Source organism: Halorussus amylolyticus (assembly GCF_004143485.2).
Taxonomy (GTDB): Archaea; Halobacteriota; Halobacteria; order Halobacteriales; family Haladaptataceae; genus Halorussus; species Halorussus amylolyticus.
The window spans coordinates 42993-68878 of the sequence record NZ_ML974133.1; the positions used below are offsets into that span (position 1 = coordinate 42993).

Below are 25886 nucleotides of genomic sequence, written 5' to 3' on the forward strand. Positions count from 1 at the left end.
ATTGCGGCCAGTTAGTCGGGTGTTTCGTCGCGATTCGTTCGCCCTTTAGAAGCGATGGACGGAGTGATTCGTTACCCCTTCCGGAAGCCGACGAGGAAGCCGCCCGTGAACCCGGCACCTATGGAGAGCGTCGAGAGGATGCTCGTCACCCACGACGGCGGTTGGCCGCCCTGGGCGGCCTCGCCGGTCTTGAGTATCCCGGCGCTGAGGCGGTCCCAATCGACCGTGAGGATGCCGCGCGATTCGAGGAACTTGAACAGCGCGAGTTCGATGCCGACGATGACCGCGAGAAGCTTCGCGATTTTCTTCGCGGCGAAGCCGATGACGGCACCGATGACGGCACCCGAACCGAATTCGAGGCCGAGTTGCTGCGGGTCCAGACCTACGTCCATAATTCCATTCCCTCAATGATAGCTTAAGGCTTTTGTGGACCAACCTTTTGCTGCGCTTGCCGCGCCACGGGCGCGGCGGCGCTGGCAAAAGGTTGATCAAAAGCGCTGCGTCACCTCCTCAGTCGGAGATGCGGCGGCAAGCCGCCGCACTCCTCCTTCGAAGGTTCCTTGGCCCGCTCACTCGTCGCTTCGCTCCTCGTTCGCGGCGGATTGCGGTGTACTCCCGTGGAACAGTCGGCCAGCGCGGTTTCGGTGGAAAAACGGGCGACCTACGTCTGTTCGAATACACTTCATCGAGGTTATGTTTCTCGTCGGATTCAAAAGGGATGGGGGCGTACCCGTGGATATGGACGGGGTGCGTGCGCCAACCGGGGTGAAGGGCCGGCGAGGCTGAGGTCGTCGGTGTGGACGTGAGCGGCCGCCACGAGGAAGCAGGCGAGTACCTCATGGTCGCCGCCGCGGTCCACGCCACGGTGAGAACGACCTATCTCCAACGCGTCGAGGGGATGGGGTTCGCCACCAGCCGCGGCCAACCCACCTTCGAGAACGTCGCGGAGGTCGTCGCCGACGCGGTGGACGACCTCCCGCTCCCGCCCGAGGGTCCCGTCGTCGCCGAGCGCGGCGAGTTCTACGAGGAACCCGAGTGGGAGGTCGCGCAGTTTTTCGACACGGAGTTCAAGTACGTCGAAAGCATAGCTCAGCGTGAGACAGTGGAGGCCGCACATCACGCCGCGTACGCCGCCCGCAAGCTACTGTTATGACAGCGATAATCGTAAAACGAGTCGATTCAGGCACGCCGGACACCGACGAGATACGCGACCTGACCCGCGCCGCGGGCTACGAGGTCGTCGCCGAGTTCACGCAAGTTCGCAAGGAAGACGCCGCGCTACAGGTCGGCGAGGGGAAAGCCGACGAACTCGCCGCCGCGGTCGCAGAGACCGGTGCACAAATCGTCGTCTTCGACAACGAGCTCGGCCCGTACCAGACGTACAACCTCGGTCAGAAGCTCCCCGAGGGGACCAGAGTCATCGACAGATTCCGGCTCATCCTCGAAATCTTCGGCCAGCGCGCTCAGACGCGCAAAGCCCAGTTACAGGTCGAGTTGGCCGAACTCCGGTACGAACTCCCGCGCGCTGAGGCCAAGACCAGCCTCGCCAAGCGCGACGAGCGCCCCGGATTCATGGGACTCGGCGAGTACGACGAGAGCCGCGAGCAGGACATCAAAGACCAGATTAGCAACATCAAGGCCGAACTCGACTCCATCGCTCGGACCGAGGCCGACCGCCGGGACCGCCGCCGGGAATCGGGGTTCGACCTCGTGGCGATGGCGGGCTACACCAACGCCGGGAAGTCCACCCTGATGCAGAGCCTCGCGGCCGACCTCGAACTCGGCGAGAACGACGAGCTCCACCCCGATTTGGATACGACCGCCGAAGCCCAAGACCGCCTGTTTACCACGCTCGGCACCACGACTCGGAAGATGGACATGGACCGCCGGGACGTACTGCTGACCGACACGGTCGGATTCATCAGCGACCTGCCCCACTGGCTCGTCGAATCGTTCAAATCTACCCTCGACGCGGTGTACTACGCCGACCTCGTCCTGCTCGTGGTGGACGTGAGCGAACCCATCGACGAGATTCGGGACAAACTCATCACCTCCCACGACACCCTCTACGAGCGCAACGAGGCCCCAATCGTGACCGTCCTCAACAAAATCGACGCCGTGAGCGACGAGGAACTCGAAGAGAAGCGCGAGGCGCTCTCGGCGCTCGCGCCCGACCCCATCGCGGTGTCGGGAAAATCTCAGCTCAACCTCGATGACCTCCGGTCGCGCATCGACGTCGAACTCCCCGACTGGAAGCGCGAGAAGCTCGTCCTCCCGATGACCGACGACACCATGAGCGTGGTGTCGTGGCTCCACGACCACGCCCGCGTCGAGGACGTGACCTACGCGAACGACGAGGTCGTCGTGGACTTCGAAGCCCGGCCCTCCATCGTGGAGCGCTCGCGGGCGAAGGCCGGGGAGTTGGCGTCCGCGATGTCGGCCTGATAGAGCCGCCTCGATTTTTTGCCGCGCGCTCCCCCCTCGAACCGACAAATAGCTATAATTACGGATTCGATGTATCCGGCGGCATGGGGGCAATCACATGGGAGTCATCGAAACCGAGGGGCTGACCAAGCGATTCGGCGACGTGCGCGCGGTCGAGGAGCTCGACCTCACGGTCGAAGCGGGCGAGGTGTTCGGCTTCCTCGGGCCGAACGGCGCGGGCAAGTCCACGACCATCGACATGCTGCTCGACTTCGTGCGCCCGACCGCTGGCACGGCAAGAGTTCTCGGCTACGATGCACAGGAGTCGCCGACCGAAATTCACCAGCGCGTGGGCATCCTCCCCGAGGGGTACGGCCTGTACGACCGCCTCTCGGGTCGGAAGCACGTCGAGTTCATGGTGGATTCGAAGGACGCGAGCGACGACCCCGGAAGAATCCTCGAACTGGTCGGACTCGACGGCGAGGACGCCGAGCGCCCGGTCGGGGGCTACTCGAAGGGGATGGCACAGCGACTCGTCCTCGGGATGGCCCTCGTGGGCGACCCCGACCTCCTGATTCTCGACGAACCCTCGACGGGTCTCGACCCGAACGGGGCGCGCGAGGTCCGAGAAATCGTCCGCGAACTCGCCGACGACGGGACGACGGTGTTCTTCTCGAGCCACGTCCTCGGGCAGGTCGAGGCGGTCTGCGACCGCGTCGGAATCATGCAGAACGGCCGACTAATCGCGGTCGATACCATCGACGGCCTGCGCGACTCCACCGGAACCGGGTCGAGCATCGAACTGGCCGTGGACTCGGTTCCCGAGGGCATCGAGACGCTGGTTATCGAGGGCGTGAGCAGTCTGACCGCGCGAGACGGCACGATTCGGGCGACCTGCCTCGAACCGGAGGCGAAACTGGCGGTCATCGACCGCGTCCGGGCCGAAGGCGCGACCGTGCGAGACATCGCCACCAGCGAGTCCTCGCTGGAGGACCTGTTCACCGCGTACACGACCGAACGGGGCGCGGAAAGCGAAGAGGAGGTCCGAGCGTGAGCTGGAGCGTCGTGGCCCGGAAGGACTTCGAGGACGCCCTCCGGTCGCGGATGCTGTGGGGAATCATCGGCCTGTTCGCGGTGCTGATGGCGGTGTCCGCACTCGTTCCGGACCTGCTCGATGTCGCGGACCCGGTGGCTGGCTACGGCATCGCCGCGGACCTCGCCGAGACGCTGGTGCCGGTGACCGCGCTCGTCGCGGCGTACCTCGCAATCGCGGGAGAGCGCGAGTCCGGGAGCATCAAAATCCTGCTCGGCGCGCCCCACTCGCGGTTGGACGTGACGATAGGCAAGCTGGTGGGTCGCGCCGGAGTCGTCGTGGTCGGAATCGTCGCGGGGTTTCTCGTCGCTGGCGTCGTCACTCTGGTCGTCTACGGCGAACTCGCGCCCTCGGAGTTCGTCTCGGTGACGCTGCTGACCGCGGCGCTCGGCGTGGCGTTCGTAGGTATCGCGGTCGGCATCTCGGCCGCGACCGCCACGCGTTCGCGGGCGATGGCGCTCGCTATCGGCCTGTTCTTCGTGTTCGCGCTCCTGTGGGACCTCGTCCCGCTCGGAATTACGTACCTCCGGACGGGGAGTCTGCCGACGCCCGGCGCGACCGTTCCGGCGTGGCAGATGCTGATTCAGCATCTCAATCCCTCGGTGGCGTTCGGACAGTTGGTTGATGCGGCGCTCGGCGGCGGACCTCCGGGTGGCGCAGGCGGACCGGGCGGCGGAACTGGCGGAGGCGGCGGTGCAGCCGCGTTGACCGGTCAGGTCTCCGGCCCGGTCCCGTTCTACCTCGAAGATTGGTTCATGTTCGTCATCCTCGGCGCGTGGACCGTGGTCCCAGTTGCGCTCGGGTACCTGCGATTCCGCGACGCCGACCTGTAGTTCGCGCGCTTTTCGATTCCGCTACTCCAGCACCTTCTTTTCTTTCTGCACGACCCGAACGCGGTCGATTGCGGTGTCGGGATACTGGCCATCGTCGTCCTTCTCGGCCGCCTTCACCATGTCCCAAACCACGTTCAGCCCGGTCGTCACGCCCTCTAAGGCCTCCATCTCACAGCCCGTCTTCCCGGTCGTCTCGACCGCGACTTCCAGCATCACCCGGTCGTCGTGAAGGTCGAACGCCGTCTCGACGTTCGTGATGGGAATCTGGTGGCACATCGGAATCGTCTCCCACGTGTGCTTGACCGCTTGGACCGCGCCGACGCGGGCGGTGGCGAGCACGTCGCCCTTCTCGACGGCGTTGTCCCGGATTGCTTCGATGGTGGTTGCTTGGAGGCGGATTTCGCCCGCGGCGACCGCCCGGCGGGACGTGTCGGGCTTGTCGCCCACGTCCACCATCTGGACCTCGCCCTCCTCGTCGGTGTGAGTCAGTTCCGCGTCGTCGTTGTTATCACTCATCGGTCGCACCTCCATCAGACGCGCCCCACACGGCCCGCGGAAGCACGTCCAGCAAATCCGACGCCAGCAGGCCCCCGTGGCGGTCGGCGAGCAGTTCGCCAGCGCGCCCGTTCGCGTAGGCCGCCATGCACGCCGATTCGAAGGGGTCGTGGCCGCCGAGCAGGCCCGCGAGACCGCCCGCGAGCGTGTCGCCGGTGCCGCCGACCGCCATGCCGGGCGTGCCGACACGCGAGATTCGAGTTTCCTCGCCGTCCGAAACCACGTCGTCTTTCGCCTTCGCGACGACGACGTGGCCGAGGTCGGCCGCGAACGCCTCGATTTCGTCGGCGCTGTCGGCGAGCGCGTCCGCCCGTTCGATTTCGGGACCGCCCATCTTCGCCAACTCCTTGCGATTCGGCGTGCAGACGAGTGTGGCATCGGTCTCGACCTCGGGGACCGCGGGGAGCGCGTCGGCGTCTACGACCGCCTTTCCGGAGAACGATTCGAGGAACTGCGCGGCGGCATCGAGGGTTTCGTCGGCGTTACCGAGGCCTGGTCCGAGAACGACTACGTCGTCGTAGCGCTCGGCGGTGTCCACGAGGTCCGGCACCTCCTCGGGCGTGAGCCGATTCCCGTCGTAGGGTTGGACGATGAGATCCTCCGCGTAGCCCTGAATCTCGCCCGCGACGGTCTCCGGCGCGGCGACAAACGAGAGGTTCGCCCCGACTCGAAGCGCGGCTTGGGCCGCGAGCGCGGGTGCCCCCGTGTACGGCCCGCCGCCGATGACGAACACTCGCGGGTCCGCGTCGGCGGCGGGCGGTCCGCGTCGGACCGGGCGCATGTCGCCCGGTCCGACGTATCGCTCGGCGGCGGCCGGGATGCCGATGTCGGCGACCGTCACGTCGGTGTCGAGCGCGCCGAGACCGGGTTTCTCGTCGTGGAACGTGACCACGCGGTCGGCCTCGACCACGGGACCCGCGGCGTCTCCGGTGTCGGCGTCGATTCCGGAGGGCACGTCCACCGCGATTACCGTGCCATCAGCGTCGTTCATCTGTTCCGCGGCGGTCGCTTCCGGTTCGCGGAGCGCGCCGGTGACGCCGGTCCCGAGCATCGCGTCCACGAACACGTCGGCGTCGGGGAGGTCGAGGCTCTTGGAGTCGGTGACTTCCTCGCAGTCGAAGTCGGCTTGCTTGAGCGCGTCCCAGTTCTGCCGGGCGATGTCGGTCGAAATGGTTTCCGCGCGACCCAACAGGCGGACCGATACGTCGTGCTCGGCGAGGAACCGGGCGGCGACGAGGCCGTCGCCGCCGTTGTTTCCGCGCCCCGCGACGACCGCCACGCGCGCGTGGCGGTCGTCGGTGGGAGAGTCGCGGTCCGCGTCGGGAGAGTCACGCTTCGCGGTCGCGCGCACCTCGCGCGCGACCGCGTTGCCGCTCGACTCCATCAACTGCTTTCGGGGGACGCCGAGTGCGGCCGCGTTCTCGTCCACCTGTGCCATCCGCTCGGACGAAATCATGTCCGGGCGTTCGGTCGGGACGGCGTTAAATCCTCCCGTCGTGCGGCCCGTTGGGGACCTCTCGTCGGACTCGAAGGTCCCGAAAAGCCGAAATCAGCGTTAATCCGCTGTTGAGTAAATATTTTACGCGCGGGGGCCCAAGAGGCACGTATGTCACAGCAACCACTTCAACGCCGGGAGCGTCTCTACATCGACGGCGAGTGGCGCGACGCCGACGACGCGCTCGACGTGACCGACCTCGCGGACGGCGGCACGTTCGCGCAAGTCGCGGCCGCGAGTCCGGAACACGCCGACGACGCGCTCGCGGCGGCCCAGCGCGCTCAATCTGCGATGCGCGAGACGACCATCCCAGAGCGTGCAGACTGGATGGACGAGATTGCGGACGGACTGCTCGAACGCAAGGAGGAACTCGCCGAGGTCATCGTCCGCGAGGCGGGCAAGCCCATCTCGTCAGCGCGCGGCGAGGTCGAATCGGCGGCCGAGCGGTTCCGGCGCGCGAAGGAGGAAGCCCGGTCGCTGAAAGGCGAGTTCCGCGAAGGCACGACCGCGGGCCACGAGGGATGGAACGCCATCGTCAAGCCCGAGCCAATCGGCACCGTGCTGGCGATTACGCCGTACAACTACCCCCTCTCGACCACCGCGCTCTCGGTCGCGCCCGCGCTGGCGGCCGGTAATTCCGTTATTCTGAAGCCCGCGAGCGACACCCCGGTCAGCGCGGCGATTCTGGCCGACGTGGTTTCGGAGTTGGACCTGCCCGACGGCGCGTTCAACTTCGTCGCGGGACGCGGGAGCGTCATCGGCGACGTGCTCTCGGGCGACGACCGCATCAACATGATTTCGATGACCGGGTCGAGCGCGGCGGGCCGCCACGTCGCCAAGGAGAGCGGCATGGTGAACCTCCACATGGAACTGGGCGGAAACGCGCCCGCCGTGGTCTTTCCCGACGCCGACCTCTCGAAGGTCGCGGGCGAGTGCGCCAAGGGGTCGTTCAAGTACGCGGGCCAGCGATGCTCGGCCGTGAGCCGAGTCGTGGCCCACGAGTCGGTCCACGACGAGGTCGTGGACCTGCTGGAAGCCGAGATGGATAGCTGGTATCCCGGCGACCTGTTCGACGAGGACACCACGATGGGGCCGCTCATCGACGAGGGACAGGCCGAGTGGGTCGAAGAACTGGTCAAGGACGCGGTCGAGAAGGGCGCTGAGTTGGTCCGGGGCGGCGACCGAGATGGGCAGATGTTCGAACCGACCCTGCTGGCGAACGTGCCCCACGACGCCCGTATCGTCCACGAGGAGCAGTTCGGTCCCGTCGCGGCGGTCACGACCTTCGAGACCGAGGCGGAGGCCATCGAAATCTCGAACCGCGGGGACCTCGCGCTCGACGCCTCGGTCTTTACCGCGGACTACGACCGCGCGATGGAACTGGCCGACAAACTCGATGCGGGCGCTGTCCGAATCAACGGCGCGCCGAGCCACGGTCTCGGCGACGTGCCGTTCGGCGGGAACAAAGCCTCCGGTATCGGCCGACAGGGGCTTCACACGACCATCGAGGAGATGGTCCGGAAGAAGTCCATCGTGTTGTAGGGGTTCGGTGGGAGTCCCGGTCTCGTGTCGTAGCAGGCCGGTCTCGTATCACAATGGAACCACCGTTTCCGCTGTTTCATCTGTCGTGAGTAGTTTATAAGTACACCCACCCCTCCGTTCCGCTGAATTTCGTTCGAGAGGTGTGGGTGGTTGTCGCTACGTTCGCATCGGAGAGTTGTATTCATCAAAAAGTAGTCGAAAAAGACTATTCCGACTAGTTTGCGGATATGGTTTCTGTAACGACCACAAGAAGATTCCTATTTCTAGAGAGACTTCTCCACCCTACCCCCCACCCCACCCCTTCTCACGCGAAAGACAGCGGAACGAAGGGGTGGGGGTCTCTTTTAAATAAACCACACACATGAATCAGCGGAATCAGAGGAACGGGTGGTTTCGACACCTTCAAGGCCGACCCGCGAATCCCCGCGAGTAATGGGTTCGTTCGATTTCGTCCGCGAATACTCTCCTTACACTAACCGCGAGGCGCTCTTAGACGACTACACGCCGGACACGCTCGTCGGTCGCGACGACGAACTCGACGAGTACCACGGCGCGCTCCAGCCCGCCATTTACGGCGAACAGCCCGACAACATCTTCCTCTACGGCAAGGCGGGCGTCGGCAAGACCGCGGCCACGCGCTTTCTGCTCGCCAAGCTCCGGGCCAACGCCGACGACTACGAGGACCTCGACGTACACACCGAAATCATCAACTGCGACGGCCTGAACTCCTCGTACCGGGTCGCGAGCCACCTCGTCAACGCGATGCGTTCGCCGTCGAATCACATCAGCGAGACGGGCTACTCCCGGTCGCAGGTGTACGACCTCATGTGGGAGGAACTCGACTCCTACGGCGGCATCGTTCTCGTGGTGCTCGACGAAATAGACCACCTCAAGGACGACTCCATCCTCTATCAACTCTCGCGCGCCCGCGAGAACGAGAACCTCACCGAGGCCCGCATCGGTCTCATCGGCATCTCGAACGACCTCACCTTCCGGGACTCGCTCTCGCCGAAAGTCCGCTCTTCCTTGTGCGAGCGCGCCATCTCGTTTTCGACCTACGACGCCAACGAACTCCGGGCGGTCCTCGACCAGCGCCGGAAGGTCGCGTTCAAGGAGGGCGTCCTGACCGACGACGTGGTGCCGCTCTGTGCGGCGTTCGGTGCCCAAGAATCGGGTGACGCCCGAAAAGCCCTCGACCTCCTGCTCAAGGCCGGGGACCTCGCCCGCGAGGAGAACGAGAAGCGAGTCGCCGAACAGCACGTCCGACGGGGCCGCGCGCTCCTCGAACGCGAACAGGTCGCCCGCGGCATCGCCGACCTCAACGACCACGAGCGCATCGTGGTCTACGCGCTCGCCACCCTCGAAGCCGAGCGCGACACTCCGTCCCGGTCGCGCGAGATTTACACCCGGTACAAGTCGCTCTGTGATGCCGCCCGGCGCGACCCCCTCACGGCCCGGTGGCTTCGGGAACACCTGGACGACCTCGCGATGCTCGGCATCCTGAGCGTGACCGAAATCAACGAGGGGTCGGCGGGCGGGAAGTATCGAGAGTACGACCTCCAGCAGGACCTCGCGGTAGTGTTGGACGCGCTGGAGGAGACCTTCGAGTCGATGGGCGTTCACGCGAGCGTGAAGGGCTACATTTAGGACTCATTTCTCTCGACCGGGGCTTTCGTCCTCGGCGTTGATGGGGAACAATCCGAGATTACCGCCGCCGCCGTCGCTATTCCGAGCGATATCCCCGATTATCCGGATACTGCGACCCAATAACAAAATCGTAGTTCGTCAAACTGCGACACATGTCGCGAGTCGATAAACCGACACACCGACCTCGGAAGCTTCAAATCGCACCGACGACCGACCGGGCGGGCGCCCAGTGCAATCGACGAGACCGATGAAACGAACTGTTGTTGGGGCTGCGGTCGGCCTCGGCGGCGCGGGAGCTGTACTACGTGCAGACGAAGCCGAGCGGAATGGGAGCGACGCGGCCCAAACTGACGCGGGCCAGACCGTCGAATCGGTACGCCACCCCGAACTGGTCTTGGTGTTCGCGAACGACTACTACTCGAACGCTCTGTTTCGGCCCATCGACAGAGTTCCACAGCGGGCGGTGAATGCGGTTCTCGGGCATCAGACGAGCGGGGGCAATCCAGTGGTCTCCGACCCCACGGACTACAACGGGTACATCGTTCTCGTCAAACAGACCCCGAACGTACCAGGCGAGTACACGTTCGCTCTCGTAAACGAGGGAACGCTTCAGGAGGACCGGTGGTATCGGTTCACAGACGACGTCGTGTTCTTCGACGCGCGGGTCGGCCTGCTCTCGGTGGCGGTAACCACTGACGGCGGGGTCCAAGAGACGACTACAGAAGCGACGACTACAGAAGCGACGAATGCGGAGACAACCGTGAGGACTAGCGAAAGGACGACTCACGACGTCACCGTGGAGACCGCCGAGACCAACGACGGCGAGTAGCGACCCCACTGTTCGTTTTCCGTTTAAAGAAATACGGTCGGCCGCCACCTCGATTTCCGTATCGAGGCGGTCGTCCCCAAACTGTCCTCCGGTTATGGGTTCGCCGGAATTCACCCTTCGACGGGTCCGCGCTGGCGTTGAACGGAATGACAGAGGTGGCTATCCGCCGTTCGTCTCGGTGGTAGTCGTTTCCACGACGACCTCTTCGGTCGTTTCCTCGTCTTCTTCCGGTGTGGTCGTTTCCTCATCTTCTTCCGGTGTGGTCTCCTCGTCCATCTCGGTCGTCTCCTCGTCTTCTTCCGGTGTGGTCTCCTCGTCCATCTCGGTCGTCTCCTCGTCTTCTTCCGGTGTGGTCGTCTCCTCCTCTCCTTGGATACTCGCTGTGAGAAGGTTGGCTTCGGTCGCGAAGAACGTGACGTCGGCGCTGAACGTTCCCGTACCGAGAGACCCATCTCGGGTAAAGGTGATGAAGAACTCCCCGGGGTCCTCGTCGGTCTCCTGATAGCGACCGATGAACCCGGTCCATTCGTCCGGTTGGCTGACTACATCTTGAAGGATTCCGTTCGTCGTCCCCTGCTGGAGTTGGGCCGTCTCTACGAACCGTCGGTTAGGGACGAAATCGTACGTGAACACCAGCGCAGAATCCGCCTGCTGCGCAGTGGCCGTCCCACCTCCGACACCGAGCGCTATCGCCCCCGACGCGAGCGCGCCCGTTGCGATGGCTTTTCTTCGGTCGTCGTTTTCATCCATCATATTTTATCCCCCGTTTGACCCTTCATATTCTTGGATACTCGCCATGAGAAGGTTGGCATCAGTCGCGAAGAACGTGACGTCGGCGCCGAACACCCCCGTACCGAGTGGCCCGCCTCGAGTGAAGGTGATGAAGAACTCTCCGGGGTCCTCTTCGTCCTCCCTGTAGCGACCGATGAACCCGGTCCATTCGTCCGGTTGGCTGACTACATCTTGAAGGATTCCGTTCGTCGTCCCCTGCTGGAGTTGAGCCGTCTGCTCGAACCGCCGGTTGGTGGCGAAATCGTACGTGAACACCAGCGCAGATGACGCCTGCTGCGCAGTGGCCGTCCCACTCGCGCCGAGTCCGAGTGCGAGCGCCCCCGATGCGAGTACGCCCTTCTTCATGAACGAACGCCGAGACTCGCCGGTGTCGCTCTCGAGTTTCGCTTGGTTTCCTGGTTCCATGGTTATCCCACACCCCTCGTAGGGCTTCCATATGTGCGACTAAGTATTCCATAAAAGACCATGATAGTTTAGGCTGTGGAAAGTTGTTGTTTTTCCGTTGCCCACTGGTATAGTAAGTTACCTATTAGCTTCCTTTGGTAAGTAGATGGCATTGGTCTGTTTCGCGTAGAAATGGTCCTTTTCGTGTACGTATTTTAGTAATGGGAGTTACCATGGATTTGCCCAACTCTAACGGAGGTCCACCACTGATATGAGATGGAGCCACACTGCTATTTAAAGATATTTACACTATCTTGTGCGAGATGCTGTTCTTGCCCGCATGCTACTGTGTTGACTTTCCGACAGTACTGACTGTGGCGCGTTTACTCATCGCTTAGCTCGATTGCCGAAATTACTCGGTTCTTACACATCTACTGCGCTCGGCAACCGAACTACCTCAACTGAAGAATATACACACTCTCTACCTGATGCGTACTCGTCATTTCGATGCGGGTCGCGGAATTTGTTTCTCAGGAGGTATTACGAATTACAGGAAGTTAGTAAGGCAGTGCCTATCTAAACGGTCTTATAGCTATATTAATGGCAAATGCGTCATGGAAGTTGTGCGAGCACCATGCGAAAGCAAAGGCAGCGGAGACGGCTTTTTCGAGCAAGTGAGATTGTGATTCGAACAACCCGAAGACGCCGAGGAGCGATTCTGATGATTGTTTGCGTCTCTTCTCTCCTCGTGGTCGGTGTCGGAGCAGTTGCCACTGATTCGACGAGTCTCTCGACTGCTGGTCAAGAGGAAGCCAACGTCTCGGTTCAAAATATGTCCGCTCCTTCAGAAGTTCGATTAGGAACGAACTACACTGTCACGGCGGAGGTTGTCAATGACGCTGACAGAATGGGGATGCGGAGAGTATCCTACCGCATCGCCGGAAACGTCGTCGAAGTCAAGTCCGTTTTGATTCCCACGGACGGCACAGAAACGGTGCAGTTCAACGTCACAGAGAACGATACAGCCGGATTGCCGGCCGGAACACACACTCACGGAGTGTTCGCTGGTAACGCCCGAGCGACCGCAAACTTGACGCTCACTACGGGCGCTGACACGACGACTCCGGAAGAGACGACCTTAGAGGAAACACCGACATCCGAAGAAGCAGAGGAGCAAAATGCCTCCGTGGCGAGCGTCACGTTCGAGAATCAGGTCTCAAACGGTACCACGGTCACCGTGGAGTCAGTGACGGTACCCGAAGGCGGTTTCGTCCTCGTCCACAACGAGACTATCACCGATGGGGTGGTGCTCGACAGCATGCTCGGGGAGTCTGATTTCTTGGACTCCGGCACGCATCAAAACGTGACCGTTCGCCTCGACGAACCCGTAAACGAGTCACAGCGTCTCGTCGCTGTGGTGTACCGCGATTCGAACGACAACGCGGCGTACGACTTCGCATCGTCGAATCGGACGGTCGATGGGCCGTATACGAACCCCGATTCGAGCGAAGCGGTCAACGATATCGCCCGAATCACGGTGGAGAGCGACGAAGAACAGTAACACAAGCGGCGCCGGTCGTCGTCTGTCGTCTCGTTCTGGCTGCTTCCTCTCTGTTGGTGCGTTCGAGACCGACGCGGCCTTGACTTGCCCCGCGCCTAACCACTGAAGCTTTCCCGTTTGTCGTGGTACCCCATCCGACCGGGGGTGGAACTCTGCAACTCGACTACCAGCGCGTCATCGACCGACTCGACGACGGAATCGTAAACCGGCCGGGCAGAATCGTCGTCGCCGGACTCCTCCTCACCGCGATTTTCGCCGCGGGAGCCACGCAAGTCTCGACCGAATCCGGCACCGAGCAGTTCGCCGAGGACGTGCCCGAGCAGGACGCGCTCGACGCCGTCAACCGCGAGTTCGAACCCGCGTTCGAGCCGGGAACAACCTCGACACAGCTCATCCACACGGGCGAGAACGTCGTCTCGAAGTCCGCTCTGATTCGGATGCTCACCCTGCAGGAGCGCCTCGAACGCAGGCCGGACCTCCGAATCGAGAGCGCGACCGGTCCCGCGAACATCGTCGCCACGACGCTCGACCCCGAGGCGACTGCTCCGGAAGAGCAGATTCAGGCAGTCGAGCGCGCGAGTTCGACCCAAATCGAGGCCGCAATCCGCGAAGCCGCCAGCGACAACCCCTCGTTCGCCAGCCTGCTGAGCGAGGATTTCAACTCCCAATCGGCGTCCGCCTCCGCGAGCATCACCGTCGTCGAACACCAGATTCCCGAACTCGCCGAGGAAGAACAGGCGGCGGGAATCAACCCCCTCACGGCCATCCAGCGCGAGATGCAGTCGGTTACGGCATCGGTCGGCGGTGACATCCGGGTGTTCGGCGCGGGCGTCATCGAAGCCGAGTTCGAGAACGTCATCGGCGACACGCTGCTCATCGTGGTGCCCGCCGCCGCGATTCTCATCGTCGCGTTCCTCGTCATCGCCTATCGGGACCTCGCGGACCTCCTGCTCGGAATCGTCGCGCTCGTGATGGCAATCGTCTGGACGTTCGGTTTCATGGGCTTCGCGGGCATCGCGTTCAATCAGATTCTCATCGCCGTTCCGCCGCTCCTGCTCGCGGTCGGCATCGACTTCGGCATCCACGCGGTGAATCGCTACCGGGAGGACCGCCGGGATTTGATTGCAGGCAGGACGACCCCCGCGGAGTCGAGCGACGACCTACCCGGCGCGGCGATGCGCCGAGCGACAGACCAACTGCTGGTCGCGTTCTTCATCGTGACCACCACGTCGGTCATCGGGTTCGCGTCGAACCTCACGAGCCAGCTCGTTCCGATTCGGGATTTCGGCGTGGTCGCCAGCGTCGGCATCGTGTTCACGTCGCTCATCTTCGGCGTGTTTCTCCCGTCCGCGAAGGTCCTGCTCGACCGCGCCCGCGAACGGTACTCGATTCCGACCTTCAGCCAGTCGCCGCTCGGCTCGGAGGGGTCGTCGCTCGGCAGGGTCCTGAACGGCGGCGTCGGAATCGCCCGGCGCGCGCCGGTCGCCTTTCTGCTCGTGACCGCGCTCCTGACCGCTGGCGCGACGGGCTACGCCACCGGACTCGACACCTCGTTTTCGGACGAGGAGTTCCTCCCGCCCGAGGAGACGCCCGCGTACCTCGCCGGTCTGCCCGAACCGTTCGCGCCGAGCGAGTACACCGTCACGCGCGACATCAATTTCCTCGAAGACAACTTCGAGACGAGCGAGGACGAGCAGGTGGTGGTGTACGTCGAGGCACCGATGGAGCGCGACACCGCGCTCGAATCCCTCTACCGCGCTGGCGACGACCCGCCCGAGACGTTCGTCCGGGATGGCCGCCACGCTCGCGAGCAGAGCGTCGTCACCGTCATCCAATCGCTCGCCGCGACCGACCCCGAGTTCGCCCGCCTCGTCGCGCGCAACGACCGCGACGGCAACGGGATTCCCGACGACAACTTAGACCAAATCTACGACGCGCTCTTCGCCTCGGAGTACTCGGCGCTCGCCAGCGAGTACCTCACCGAGGACCGCCGGAGCGCGCGGGTCGTCTACGCGGTGCAGGGCGACGCCGACCAGCGCGAAGTCACCGCCGACGCCCGGACGGTCGCCGACCGATTCCGGTACGAGGCGACCGCGACGGGGAACATCGTCGTCTTTCAGGCCATCTCGGACCTCATCTTCGAGTCGGCCATCGTGAGCCTCGCGGTCGCGCTCGCGGGGACCGCCGTCTTCCTCGTCATCGTCTACGGCGTCCTCCTCGGGCGGCCGTCGCTCGGGGTCGCCAATCTCGTGCCCATCGTGGTCACGGTCGCCGCGCTCGCGGCGACCATGCGCGCGGTCGGCATCTCGCTCAACGCCTTCACGGCGACGGTCCTCGCCATCACCATCGGTCTCGGCATCGACTACTCGGTTCACGTCGTCCATCGGTTCGTAGACGAGTACCAACGAGAACGCAGTCCGCTCCCGGCGCTCGACCGGACGCTCACGGGCACAGGCGGCGCGCTTACGGGAAGCATGTTTACGACCGTCTTCGGCATCGGCGTTCTCGTCCTCGCGGTGTTCCCGGCTATCGGCCAATTCGGCCTTCTAACCGCCCTGAGCGTGGTCTACGCCTACCTCGCGTCCGTCGTGATTCTGCCCTCCGTGCTGGTCGTGTGGGCGCGGGTCGTCGCCGAGCGACGACCCGCGCCCGCCGACGTATCGGGAGACGAATCACCAACCGACGATTGAGAGGCACCCGACCCACGACTGAAAGGCCGTTGACCGACGACGGAGAAAGTCCCGACCCACGACTGAAAGACCGCCGACCGACGACTCGCCGACTGCGGAGTCGCCAGTCGGCGACTTCGCAGTCGGCGGTAGCACTCCTCACGACGCGATACACTCGGAAAAATGAAGCCGAACGGTCGGCGTTACGCTGCTGCTTCGAGCGCCGACGGTGCGACGAACGACTCGTTTCCGGCGGTCTCGTTCGCGAACTCCTCGGGCGAAAGTTCCTCGCCGTCGAGGACGAGCGTCGCGTTGCCGTCAACCGAGTAGTCAGTCAGTTCGCCCGAGAACTGGAACGCGTCCAGTTCGCCCGGCGAGAGCTGGCCCTCGACCGTGGTGTCGGTCACGGTGTCGTTCTCCTCGGCGGTGTTCTCGACCAGCGTCACGTCCTCGCTGAACGTGAAGCTGTAGTTCACCTCGTCGTCGTCGCTCCGGATTTCGACCTCGTTTTCGAGGTCGGCCTGTGCGTCGGTCTCGTTGTCGTCCGCGGCGGTTTCGTTCTCCACCGCGGTGGTCTCATTTCCCACTTCGGTCTCGTTGGTGTCCGTCTCGTTACCGTCGGTGACTTCGGTGGTCTCCTCGACGTCCTCGCCCGCCTCCACGACTTCGAACTGGACGATGTCGGTGTTGTCACCGTCGTCCACTTCGAGCGTGTAGGTTCCGGGCTGGACGTTCTCCGTGCTGAGGTTCACCGACCACTGGCCAGTCCGACTCCACTCGTCGGTCGCGGCCGAGTCGAACTCCTCGGCGCTCGGGCCGTCGATGACCTCGACCGTGATGGTGTTGTCGTCGGGCTTGCGGTTCGTCACGCCCTGCACGACCATCGAGTCATCCGCTTCGATGGGGCTTATCTGCTGTTGGAACGCGTCGCCAGCCTGCTGGTCGACCTCGCCCTCGGGCACGATGGCTTCGACCGAGGTCGAAGCGTCGGCGTACCGGAACGCCTGGCGAAGCACGAGGTCGTCGCTTCCGGCCTCACCGGTCGTCTCGTCGATGATGCGCTCGGTCACTTGCTGCTGAGTGAGACCGAGTCCGAAGCTCTGGACCCAGTTTTCGAGGTCCGCGATTTCCGCACCGTCCTGACCGGGCACGACGCCGTCACCGACGACGGTGTCCCGACCGAGTCCGATGACCATCGCCTCTATCTCGCCCTCGTTGAGCTGTCGGCCCTCTTGGGTGATGAGTTCGATGTCGTCCTCTTCGAAGATGTCGTTGTCGTCCACGCTGACTGTCTCGGTGACGGTGCGACCGCGCGTGTCGACCATCACGACCAGCACTTCGTCGAGACCGGGCGCGACGCCCGACACTTCGACGGTGCCGTCTTCGACTGCGACCTGCTGATTGTAGGTTCTGAAGACCCACGTGGACTGTTGAGTCGTCTCGTTGTCCTGAGTGGTGTTCTGGTCCTGCATTGCCACGGGTTCGCCGACGCCGAACGAGGCGGCGAGCGAACTGTTCTCGCCCGCCTCACCGAGCGTGGGTTCGGAGACGATTATCGAGCTCTGCTCGCTCGTCGCGCTGCTGAACTCCGACGTCGTCAGCGTTTCGCGAACCGTCTCGTTTTCTGCTCGCACGTCCTCGGCCTCGACCACGCCGAAGCGGTAGCGGCCGGGGATGCTCATGATGTCGTTCGCCTGCGAGAGCGTCACGTCGCGCTCCTCCCACTCGCCGTCGGAGTCCACGCTGATGAGGTCGCCCTCGTCGAACTCGCCGTCCTCGTTGACGTCCACGAGCTCCCAGTCGCCCTGGTCGCGGACGTAGATGGCGACGTCGTCCACGCCGGGCGCGGCGGTTCCGGACACGTCCTCTTCCTGTCCGGCGATGTACGTGCCTGCGGGGTTCTCTATCGAGAGCGTTCCCTGGCGCACGTCGAGCGTCCGGTCGTCCTCGGTGTCGCCGACGTCGTCGGCGATTTCTTCGAGGGGTCTGTCCTCCTCGTAGACGTTGATGTCAACGTTCGTGTCGTCGAGGTACGTCGTGTCTATCTGGCCGACGCCGAGTCCGGTGTCCTCGTTGATTTCGAGTTCGGCGTACGCGAAGTCCGCGCTTCCGTCGTCGTTCGTATCGACGGTTCCGCGCTCAACAACGTCGTCGACATCGCGGAAGACGCGCTCGTCCACCTGATTATTCCGGAAGTCGGTGTCTTCGATGGTGACGAAGTGGGTCGCGCCAGCGGTCGAACCGCGGACGGTGTACTGGACGTTCTGGCCGCGCGTCGCTTCGTCACTGTCGATGTCGAGCGAGATGTCCTGGTCGGTGGTCAGCGAGATGGCCGACGAGCGAGTGGCCGAGTCGAAGTCGAGGTTGTCCCAGCCGTCCACCGTGATGGTGTAGTCGCCCGCGTCTTGGTCGCTCAGGTCGATGGCCCAGTAGGCCGAATCGACGCTGGTGTCCTGTAGCTCGCTCTCGTTGAACTGCCCGACGCCCTGCAGGTACTCGACGCCGGTCCCGGTACCGCGCTGGCCGGGGTTCGCGATTCGCTCGGGGTTCTCGGCGTACGCGCCCGTGACTTCCTCGCGCTGGGCGTCCGTGAGCGATTCGACATCGGTCAGCACGTCGCCGGTGATGTCGTTCCCGTTCTCGTCGGTAATCTCCAGCGAGAGGTCCTCGGCGTTCTGGAAGTTCCACTCCGAGCGGATGAGGAGCGTCTCGTCTTCCTGAACCGACGAGCCTTCCACGTCGATGCCGCGCTCGTTGAAGATTTCGAGGTCGGTCACGCGGGGTCGCTGGACCGTCACGCCGATGTTCTGGGCCCGGCCGTCGATGGCGTACTGGCCCAGCTCTTGGTCCTGCGGGATGGGCGTTTCGAGCGGCACGCCTTCCGCGTTACCCGAGACGCCGATTAGGTTCGAGGCGTCCACTGGCTCGCCGTCGTCGGTTACGAGTTCGAGGTCGTCTTCACCTTGATAGACGACCGGCTTCTGCTCCGAGACGACGACCTGATTCGGTCCGCCGACGCCGGGATTGAACGTTGGGTCTTCGCCGCCGCGCTGTACGTCAGCGCCAAGTGCGACTCCGGCCGCCGCGGCCGAGAGCACCATCAGTGCGGAGAAGACGAGTGCGATTGTTTTCTCTCTTGAAATTTGTGTCATTCTGTGTGTCGTGTGTTCGTGGATACGGAGCGTTCGACACCCCCTATCGCTGTTCGACTGCCTGTACCCCCCAACGCGGCGTCGCACGCCGTCACCTCGTCGTCACCGTACCCTGCTGCTTTCCGAGTTTCACCTCGAAACAGTCGAACACCGATTCACGTATAAAGAGCGACGACTGTTTTTGCCCCCCGAACTTAGGTATGACCTAATACCCGGCGGCTATCAGGGGCTGAACATCCAGCAATGGAGAATACCAACACTAATCGGGAATGTCTGACCGCCTATCCGGAGATAGGCCGAGGGTAGTATCGAACGACAATCACGTCGGCGTTTCGCCCCGCTCGCGACCCGATGACGATGCTGACGGCGGGAAATCGGGTAGAAGGCCGTGTTACGCCGTGTTTCGCCGCCGATACGCACGAGGAACGTGTCGGCGAAAAAACTGTACGTCGTCGGAGATGTTAGGGTAAACTAACCGAACTGTCTGCTCGGTGAACGCTCCGCGGTCGGTCCGGGTTCGGCCCGGTTCTCGCGCACTTATATGCCGTTATCCGAAAATTGTCGCCGATTCTCGACCTGACGCGGGGTTCCGTCCGTCGTTACCGCGAGTAATCCGAGGTGTCGCCGGAGCGAGCGACAGTAGGCAGTTGCAGTCACGCGACCGGCGCCTCAAGACAGGAGGCGGGCGAGACTGTCGCGCTTCCACCACGCGAGAGCCAACACGACAACTGCGCCGCCGAGAGCGACGAGTCCGGCCGCGGGGACGTCGGAGGGAAGTCCGAACCCCCCGCGCTCGGCCTCGGTCACGGTCACTGGGACGCGATACGTGTCCGACAGCACCGAGTCGCCGCGCTCGTTCTCGTAATTGAAGTCCATCGAGACGGGGTACACTTTCGGAATCGCGCCGCCCGCCGCGCTCATCCCGAACACGAGGGTGGCCGACTCGCCGGGTTCGAGTCGGGGGACGAACGCCTCGTCGTTGTCGCTCGAAAGCGGGTCGCTCGCGAACAGTTTGGCCTCCACGTCTTCGAGCGTCTCGTTTCCGGCGTTCGTGACCCGGAACTCCACGACCGCCGACGACCCGGCGCTCAGGGTGGCGTTGACCGGTTCGACCTCGAACTCGTCTACGTCCGGGGCCACCTCGACGCGGGCGTCTATCGTCTCGCTGACCCGGAGGTCGCCGTCTTGGTTCCGGTACCGCACTCGGAACGACACCTGCCGGGGGCCGGGTTCGGCCTGCGTGTTCACGTCCACCGCGAACTCGAAGGGGACCGACTCGCCGGGCGCGAGGTCGCCGACCGCGTACTCGGTCTCGCGCGGTTGGAGGTTCGGATTCTCGGTCTCGACGACGACCACCGCGTTCGAGGCGGGGCGGTCGCCCGTGTTGACGACCGACCCGAGCAGGTCGCCGGTCTCGCCGACCCGGAGGCTTCCGCCCACCTCCCGAACGTCGAACGTCTGCTCGTCGCCGACCGCGACCTGCGCGTCGAGTTCGTCGCCGAATCGGGTCTCGCCGTCCTGATTCCGGTAGCGAACTCGGAACGACACCTGCCGTAAGCCGGGGTCGGAGGCGTTCGGCACGTCCACGGTGTACTCGAAGTCGGCCGACTCGCCGGGACCGAGGTCGCCGAGTGCGACCTCGCTCTCGCGCGGTTGGAGGTTCGGATTTTCGGTCCTGAACACGACCACCGCGTCGGTGGCGTTGACTTCGCCGGTGTTGACGACCGTGCCCGAAACCGTGCCGCTGTCGCCGACGCGGAGGTCGCTCGTGGCGTTTCGGAGCGCGAACGTCTGCTCGCGCGCCACCGCGATGCGGGCGTCGAGCGGGTCGCTCGTCCGGGTGTCGCCCTCCCGATTTCGGTACTGCACGCTGAAATCGAGTTGTCGCGGGCCGGGGTCGGTCGTGTTCGCGGTGTCCACCCTGAAACTGAAGTTCGCCGACTCGCCCGGCCCGAGGTCGCCGACCGCGTACTCGGTCTCGCGCGGTCGAAGCGTGTCGTTCCCCCCGCCGAGGACGACCACCGCGTCGGTCACGTTCGCGTTCCCGGTGTTGACCACCCGGCCGGTGACGACGCCGGTGTCGCCGACCGTGAGATTGCTATCGACGTTCCGCAGGCCGAACGCCTGCTCACCCCCGACCGCGACCCCGAACGAGAGGCTGTCGGACCGGCCGCTCACGCCGTTGGGGTCCTGATACGAGACGACCGCGTCCGCGAGGTAGGTCCCCGGTGCGGTGTCCTCGCTCGCGCCGACCGTGACCTCGAAGGTCTGACTCTCGCCGGATTCGAGGCGACCGAGGAAGACGCTGGTGCGGTCTTGGGGTGTGTCTGCTCCGCCGAAGAAAATCGAGGAGTTGCCCGCCGAGAGCGCGACTCGCGTGTCGGTCGCCGTCTGCGTTCCGGTGTTGGTGACGTTCAATCGGTAGGTGGCGGTGTCGCCCGCGGGGACGCTCGTGAGATTTTCGGTCGTGACCGCGAACTCCGGGCGGTCCTCGACCACGACGGTCACGAACGCGGTCTGGGTCCGGGTGCCGTCGCCGTACTCCGGTTGGGCGTTCGTCCGGTAGCGCACGAAGTTGGTGTAGTCGTACGTCACCTCGACTGGAATCTGGTACGTGCCGGGGTCGAGCGACTCCGACACGTCGAACGTGAACGCGAACGGTCCCGACGCGCCCTCGGGGACGCTCCCGGCGAGCACCTCGCCGGAGCGGACATCGATGCCTCTCCGAAGGGTGTCGTCCATCCGGTCCTCGTCGATTTCGAGCCTGACGTTCCGGGCGGTCGTGACCCGCTCCTCGTACTGGGCGGGACCGCCGCGGTCGATGTCGCCGTTGTTCGAGGCGAACACCTCCAGCGTGACTCGCTCGCCCGCGCCGATTCGATTCTCGGTCGCCGAGAGTTCGACGTTCGGACGGCCGACGACCGTTCCCTCTTCTTGGGCGAGTACAGGCGTGACTCCGGCGGCGACCACTAGCGCGACGACGAGGAGCGTTCCGGGCCTCATCGTCGCTCCGTCGGTCGAACGTTGGTCTGCTCAGTCGCTCGGTAGCGGTCGAACTCCCGGTGTCCCGTGTCGCGTCCCCGGTTCCCCATTCCTGACAGGACTTCGCGCGGCGAACCTAAGAAAGCATGGGCTACTAGGGGTGTACGCTTCGAGAGGCTGCCGACGTTCTTTCGCGGGTATCCGGACGATTCGTGTGTCTCTCGACTACCCGCACGTCACCAAGGGGGACTGCAACGCCGAGTCGGTGACTCAGTCGGTCGAGAGGACCGCACTCGCACGTCACCAATGAGGACCGCACCGCGACCGCAGGCCACGCCCTCCCCAGCCGATTCCGTCGCTCACACCTTCGGCGTTCGCTCGGTCATCCCTCGCGCGCTTTGGGCGCGCCCTTGTGGCGCGCCAGCGCGCGCCGTGACCCACGGACGAGGTTTCGCGTGACTCGACGTAGTTCGTGGCGCGTGCGGTCGCACCCCGAAGTGGGTGCGACGAACCGCGCGAGGGATGAGTATCGCAGGCCGAAGGCCGAGAAACGCAGTCGGTTGGGGAGGGCGTGGCGTTCGCGGTTGCGGTGCCGTGCGGTCTCATAGGTGACGTGCGAGTGCAGTTTACGAAGTTGCACAGTTGGCAAAGCGATGCAGTTCACGAAGCTGTGCAGTTCACGAAGTCGTGTAGTTCGCAGAGTCGTACAGTTCACGAAATCGTACAGTCCACAGAATCAACGTTGACCGCAATCGAGAACACACAAATCATCGATACCACACAATCCAGCAAATCCTTTAGCACTCCGAACCGACCCCAAAAACAACGTCTCATATCCATGACGGACTACGACCCAGACGTTCTCGTCGCCGGAGAGACACTGATAGACTTTCTGCCCGAGACCCCGGGGCCGCTCTCGTCCGTCGAGGCGTTCTCCCGGCGGGCGGGCGGCGCGCCCGCGAACGTCGCGGTCGGACTCGCGCGCCTCGACGCGACCCCGTGGTTCTGGACGCGAGTCGGCGCGGACCCCTTCGGCGACCATCTGGCCGAGACGCTCGCGGGCCACGGCGTCCCCGACCGATTCGTGGAGCGCGACACCGACGCCAAGACCGCGCTCGCGTTCGTGAGCCACGACGACGACGCCGACCGAGAGTTCACCTTCTACCGCGACGGGACCGCCGACACCCGGGTCGAACCCGGCGCGATTCCGGACGAGACGCTCGATGCGGTCGAGTGGGTGTACGTCGGCGGCGTGATGCTCGCCGCCGAACCGGGCCGGACCGCGACGCTCGACCTCGCCGAGCGCGCGGCGGCCCGCGACTGCACCGTCGTCTTCGACCCCAACGCCCGGCCCGAACTCTGGACGAGCGCGAGCGAGTTCGCCGACCTCGCGGCAGAGATGCTCGGCCGCGCCGACGTGGTGAAAGCGACCCGCGACGACCTCCGCGAAGCGGGCATCGAAGCCGAAACGCCGTCGGCGCTCGCGCGGGCCGTGTGCGAGCGCGGGCCGCACACCGTCCTGCTGACGCTCGGCGAGTCGGGCGCGTTCGCGTTCGCGACCGACGACGCGCCGTGGGGACCGGACGAGACTTCACACTCCGGATACGAGGTGGACCCGGCCGACACCACGGGCGCGGGTGACGCCTTCACCGCGGGTGCGCTCGCGGCGCTCGCTTCGGACGACGCTGTGCCCGCGAGCGAAGGCGCGTCTCCGCTCGCAGGCGCGTTGGAGTTCGCGAACGCGGTCGCCGCGGTCACCACGACCGCCGCGGGCGCGATGACTGCGCTCCCGACCCGCGAGGAGGTTCGGGCGTTCCGCGACTCGCGGTAACTCTCCGGGTCGTCGGCAACCGGGACCGTCCGAACGTCGTCCGCCCCACTATATCGAATTTGTCATATCAGTATTAAGTATCTTTATGGCTTATCATTCTCTACTGAGGGACATGATTTCTGTCGAAGACGCGAAGCCAGCCCTCAGCGGTGCCGGGGTGGCAGTTGCGGCGTCGTTCGCCGTGAATCCCACGCTCTCGGTCGCGGCGGGTGCGCTGGCCGCGACCGTGACGAAATCGCTCGTCAAGGCGAGGACGAACTTCCTCCTCGCGGGCGGCCTGATGTTCGTCCTCATCGGTCTCGTCGGGTCGGTCGCGGGGACGCTCCCCGGTAGTCCCGTCATCGCGGTCGCTGGCGTGGTCGGCGGTCTCGTCGGCGGGGTGTTCCTCTGGATAGACGCCAAACTCCAGCAGTCCGCGCTGGGCCGAATTGCACGAATCATCTGGACGATTATCAACTTCAAGGCAACGCTCCTCGTCATCATCAAAATCAGTATCGTGCTCCCGCTCACCTTCTTCGCGGGCGTCGCGGGGGCCGAGATTCCCATCATCGGGGACGCCGCGTTCGTGCTGTACTGCTTCGCGGTGCTGGCGTCGTTCTACGCGATGGACCAAGGGAAATCCATCCTTCAGGTTCGCCGAAAGGTCAGGCCGAAGGCGCAGGTCGAAGTCTCCGACGTCAAAACCGCCGCCCAGAAGGCGGAGTCGGCGGCGCAGAAAGCCGAGACCGCCGGAGCCACCGTCCGGGACATGGAGGACACCGACGACGTGAAAGCCGCCGCGTCGTCCGCGAAGGAGAGCGTCGGTTCCGCTCGGAAGAAAGTGAGCGGTGCGGTGTCCACCTCGGATTCTGACGGGGCCGAAGCGACCGTCGCGGACGCCGACGCCCCGGCGTCGGCGTCCGCAGCGACCGGCGGTGCAACGGCCGACGACGAGACGACCCGCGGGAGAGCCGCTGCCGCGCCCGAGACCACCTCTGCGCCCGAGACCACCTCTGCACCCGAGACCACTTCTGCGCCAGAGACCACTGCCGAAACGACATCTCCGACCGACACGGCCGAATCCGTCGCTGGCGGGTCCAAAACCCCCGACTCGTCCGAAGCCAGTTCGTTCGGCTCGGACTCGGTCGGGACGGGGTGGCTAGCCGACACCACGCTCGCGGTGAAAAACGCGGCCTCGAACCCGAAGTCGGTCCGGGTGGGCTGTCGGGTGGACGGCGAGCGAAAACTGGCCGACGACGTTCGGCTAGCGCCCGACGAACGCTCGGAGTGGGACGACCTACCCGACGACTCGGCGTTCGAAGTCGGGGTCATCGTCGAGGGCGGCCCGTCCGAAGGCAAGCGGTTCGCGTCCGGGGGGAGTCATCACGGCGAAATCGGCGTCTTGATACACGACGCCGCTATCGAGTTCACCGACTCGCTCCCCGCCGAGTCGTCGGCCGAGACCGGCGCTGAAACGGCGTCGGGAGACGCCGCGAGCGATAGCGCTGCGAACGCGACCGCGGAGACCGGCGACTCGGGCGCGAGCGAAGACGACGAATTCTGGGCCGATTTCGAGTCGTCGGCCGGGGCGACCGCGACCGGCGGTGCGACGGTCGCCTCTGAGAGCACCGAATCGTGGGACAGCGCCGCGGAGCTGACCGACGCGATTCGCGAGTCGCCGTCGGCCGACCGAGTCGAACAGTTGGCCGAGTTCCTCGACGTTTCGGACCCGAGCGAGCGACTGGAGGCGGTCACGGGGCTTCGGCAATCGACCGACGACTACCCCGAAGCGGTCGAGACGGCAGTGCCGTCGCTGGCGAGTCTGCTCGACGACGAAGACGTGAAGATTCGGCAGGAAGCCATCGCCACGCTCCAGCGTCTCGCGAAGGCCCGTCCGGGCGCGGTCGCGGACGCGACTCGGGAGTGCGTGGACGCGCTCTCCGACGAGAATCCCAAGATTCGAACGATGGCGTGTCGCGTCCTCGGCGAGGTGGACGCCACCCACGTGACGGGGCGACTCGAAGCCCTCTCGAACGAGGACCCGAACAAGGGCGTCCAAGTCGCCGCGTTTCAGGCGATACAGACGATGGACGACTGAACCCCCAAATTTACGACCGA

General features: G+C 64.5%; 18 protein-coding genes. 11 read left to right on the plus strand and 7 right to left on the minus strand.

What is annotated here, in order from left to right:
* Positions 1 to 71: 71 nt before the first annotated feature.
* Positions 72 to 392: an FUN14 domain-containing protein gene (locus tag EKH81_RS09305; protein WP_132058273.1), complete on the minus strand. Its 321-nt coding sequence runs from the start codon at positions 390 to 392 to the stop codon at positions 72 to 74.
* 404 nt (positions 393 to 796) lie between these two features.
* Between EKH81_RS09305 and EKH81_RS09310 the strand changes: the two genes are divergently transcribed.
* From EKH81_RS09310 to EKH81_RS09325, 4 genes are all read left to right on the plus strand, one after another.
* The gene (locus EKH81_RS09310) at positions 797 to 1153 is read left to right on the plus strand and encodes a DUF2209 family protein (RefSeq protein ID WP_132058274.1); all 357 of its coding nucleotides are present in this window, start codon (positions 797 to 799) and stop codon (positions 1151 to 1153) included.
* Positions 1150 to 2445 (plus strand): GTPase HflX, encoded by a 1296-nt coding sequence (gene hflX, locus EKH81_RS09315; protein ID WP_132058275.1) that lies wholly within the window; start codon positions 1150 to 1152, stop codon positions 2443 to 2445. The genes EKH81_RS09310 and hflX overlap by 4 nt, the downstream gene beginning before the upstream one ends.
* A gap of 97 nt (positions 2446 to 2542) precedes the next feature.
* On the plus strand, positions 2543 to 3478 hold the full coding sequence (locus tag EKH81_RS09320; protein ID WP_132058276.1) for an ABC transporter ATP-binding protein: 936 nt from the start codon (positions 2543 to 2545) through the stop codon (positions 3476 to 3478).
* Complete coding sequence (locus tag EKH81_RS09325; RefSeq protein ID WP_132058277.1) at positions 3475 to 4350, plus strand: ABC transporter permease subunit; 876 nt, start codon at positions 3475 to 3477, stop codon at positions 4348 to 4350. Before EKH81_RS09320 ends, EKH81_RS09325 begins: the two co-directional genes overlap by 4 nt.
* Before the next feature lie 21 nt (positions 4351 to 4371).
* Here the strand turns inward: EKH81_RS09325 and moaC are convergent, their stop codons facing one another.
* Positions 4372 to 4866, minus strand: a complete 495-nt coding sequence (gene moaC / locus EKH81_RS09330; protein ID WP_132058278.1) for a cyclic pyranopterin monophosphate synthase MoaC — start codon at positions 4864 to 4866, stop codon at positions 4372 to 4374.
* On the minus strand, positions 4859 to 6361 hold the full coding sequence (locus tag EKH81_RS09335) for an NAD(P)H-hydrate dehydratase (RefSeq protein ID WP_132058279.1): 1503 nt from the start codon (positions 6359 to 6361) through the stop codon (positions 4859 to 4861). Before EKH81_RS09335 ends, moaC begins: the two co-directional genes overlap by 8 nt.
* Positions 6362 to 6511: 150 nt before the next feature.
* On the opposite strand from EKH81_RS09335, the gene EKH81_RS09340 reads away from it, so the two are divergent.
* The 3 genes from EKH81_RS09340 (at position 6512) to EKH81_RS09350 (ending at position 10418) form a co-directional block, all read left to right on the plus strand.
* Positions 6512 to 7942 (plus strand): aldehyde dehydrogenase family protein, encoded by a 1431-nt coding sequence (locus EKH81_RS09340; protein ID WP_132058280.1) that lies wholly within the window; start codon positions 6512 to 6514, stop codon positions 7940 to 7942.
* Positions 7943 to 8374: 432 nt separating this feature from the next.
* The gene (locus tag EKH81_RS09345) at positions 8375 to 9589 is read left to right on the plus strand and encodes a Cdc6/Cdc18 family protein (RefSeq protein WP_132058281.1); all 1215 of its coding nucleotides are present in this window, start codon (positions 8375 to 8377) and stop codon (positions 9587 to 9589) included.
* Between the two features lie 247 nt (positions 9590 to 9836).
* Positions 9837 to 10418 (plus strand): hypothetical protein, encoded by a 582-nt coding sequence (locus EKH81_RS09350; protein WP_132058282.1) that lies wholly within the window; start codon positions 9837 to 9839, stop codon positions 10416 to 10418.
* A gap of 159 nt (positions 10419 to 10577) precedes the next feature.
* Here the strand turns inward: EKH81_RS09350 and EKH81_RS09355 are convergent, their stop codons facing one another.
* Both EKH81_RS09355 and EKH81_RS09360 read right to left on the minus strand, forming a co-directional pair.
* A complete protein-coding gene (locus EKH81_RS09355; RefSeq protein WP_132058283.1) occupies positions 10578 to 11171 on the minus strand; it encodes a hypothetical protein in 594 nt (197 codons plus the stop codon).
* Between the two features lie 3 nt (positions 11172 to 11174).
* Positions 11175 to 11555: a calcium-binding protein gene (locus tag EKH81_RS09360; protein WP_132058284.1), complete on the minus strand. Its 381-nt coding sequence runs from the start codon at positions 11553 to 11555 to the stop codon at positions 11175 to 11177.
* 760 nt (positions 11556 to 12315) lie between these two features.
* Here EKH81_RS09360 and EKH81_RS09365 point away from each other — a divergent pair.
* Together EKH81_RS09365 and EKH81_RS09370 are read left to right on the plus strand one after the other, a co-directional pair.
* Positions 12316 to 13155: a DUF7282 domain-containing protein gene (locus EKH81_RS09365; RefSeq protein ID WP_132058285.1), complete on the plus strand. Its 840-nt coding sequence runs from the start codon at positions 12316 to 12318 to the stop codon at positions 13153 to 13155.
* A 122-nt stretch (positions 13156 to 13277) separates the two neighbouring features.
* Positions 13278 to 15845: an efflux RND transporter permease subunit gene (locus EKH81_RS09370; protein WP_238392155.1), complete on the plus strand. Its 2568-nt coding sequence runs from the start codon at positions 13278 to 13280 to the stop codon at positions 15843 to 15845.
* A gap of 182 nt (positions 15846 to 16027) precedes the next feature.
* Here the strand turns inward: EKH81_RS09370 and EKH81_RS09375 are convergent, their stop codons facing one another.
* On the minus strand, positions 16028 to 18976 hold the full coding sequence (locus EKH81_RS09375; protein ID WP_132058286.1) for a hypothetical protein: 2949 nt from the start codon (positions 18974 to 18976) through the stop codon (positions 16028 to 16030).
* A 669-nt stretch (positions 18977 to 19645) separates the two neighbouring features.
* The gene (locus EKH81_RS09380) at positions 19646 to 21979 is read right to left on the minus strand and encodes a COG1361 S-layer family protein (RefSeq protein WP_132058287.1); all 2334 of its coding nucleotides are present in this window, start codon (positions 21977 to 21979) and stop codon (positions 19646 to 19648) included.
* An 817-nt stretch (positions 21980 to 22796) separates the two neighbouring features.
* Between EKH81_RS09380 and EKH81_RS09385 the strand changes: the two genes are divergently transcribed.
* A complete protein-coding gene (locus EKH81_RS09385; protein WP_132058288.1) occupies positions 22797 to 23789 on the plus strand; it encodes a carbohydrate kinase family protein in 993 nt (330 codons plus the stop codon).
* Between the two features lie 112 nt (positions 23790 to 23901).
* Positions 23902 to 25866 carry a HEAT repeat domain-containing protein gene (locus tag EKH81_RS09390; RefSeq protein ID WP_132058289.1) on the plus strand — a complete coding sequence of 655 codons (1965 nt, stop codon included), beginning with the start codon at positions 23902 to 23904 and terminating at the stop codon, positions 25864 to 25866.
* Positions 25867 to 25886: the final 20 nt, after the last annotated feature.

Bases quoted from the DNA above. Each gene is read 5' to 3' on its own strand.
- EKH81_RS09305 (WP_132058273.1), bottom strand. From the start codon at position 392: ATGGACGTAGGTCTGGACCCGCAGCAACTCGGCCTCGAATTCGGTTCG.
- hflX (WP_132058275.1), top strand. From the start codon at position 1,150: ATGACAGCGATAATCGTAAAACGAGTCGATTCAGGCACGCCGGACACC.
- EKH81_RS09320 (WP_132058276.1), top strand. From the start codon at position 2,543: ATGGGAGTCATCGAAACCGAGGGGCTGACCAAGCGATTCGGCGACGTG.
- moaC (WP_132058278.1), bottom strand. From the start codon at position 4,866: ATGAGTGATAACAACGACGACGCGGAACTGACTCACACCGACGAGGAG.
- EKH81_RS09335 (WP_132058279.1), bottom strand. From the start codon at position 6,361: ATGATTTCGTCCGAGCGGATGGCACAGGTGGACGAGAACGCGGCCGCA.
- EKH81_RS09340 (WP_132058280.1), top strand. From the start codon at position 6,512: ATGTCACAGCAACCACTTCAACGCCGGGAGCGTCTCTACATCGACGGC.
- EKH81_RS09345 (WP_132058281.1), top strand. From the start codon at position 8,375: ATGGGTTCGTTCGATTTCGTCCGCGAATACTCTCCTTACACTAACCGC.
- EKH81_RS09350 (WP_132058282.1), top strand. From the start codon at position 9,837: ATGAAACGAACTGTTGTTGGGGCTGCGGTCGGCCTCGGCGGCGCGGGA.
- EKH81_RS09355 (WP_132058283.1), bottom strand. From the start codon at position 11,171: ATGATGGATGAAAACGACGACCGAAGAAAAGCCATCGCAACGGGCGCG.
- EKH81_RS09360 (WP_132058284.1), bottom strand. From the start codon at position 11,555: ATGAAGAAGGGCGTACTCGCATCGGGGGCGCTCGCACTCGGACTCGGC.
- EKH81_RS09365 (WP_132058285.1), top strand. From the start codon at position 12,316: ATGATTGTTTGCGTCTCTTCTCTCCTCGTGGTCGGTGTCGGAGCAGTT.
- EKH81_RS09375 (WP_132058286.1), bottom strand. From the start codon at position 18,976: ATGACACAAATTTCAAGAGAGAAAACAATCGCACTCGTCTTCTCCGCA.
- EKH81_RS09380 (WP_132058287.1), bottom strand. From the start codon at position 21,979: ATGAGGCCCGGAACGCTCCTCGTCGTCGCGCTAGTGGTCGCCGCCGGA.
- EKH81_RS09385 (WP_132058288.1), top strand. From the start codon at position 22,797: ATGACGGACTACGACCCAGACGTTCTCGTCGCCGGAGAGACACTGATA.
- EKH81_RS09390 (WP_132058289.1), top strand. From the start codon at position 23,902: ATGATTTCTGTCGAAGACGCGAAGCCAGCCCTCAGCGGTGCCGGGGTG.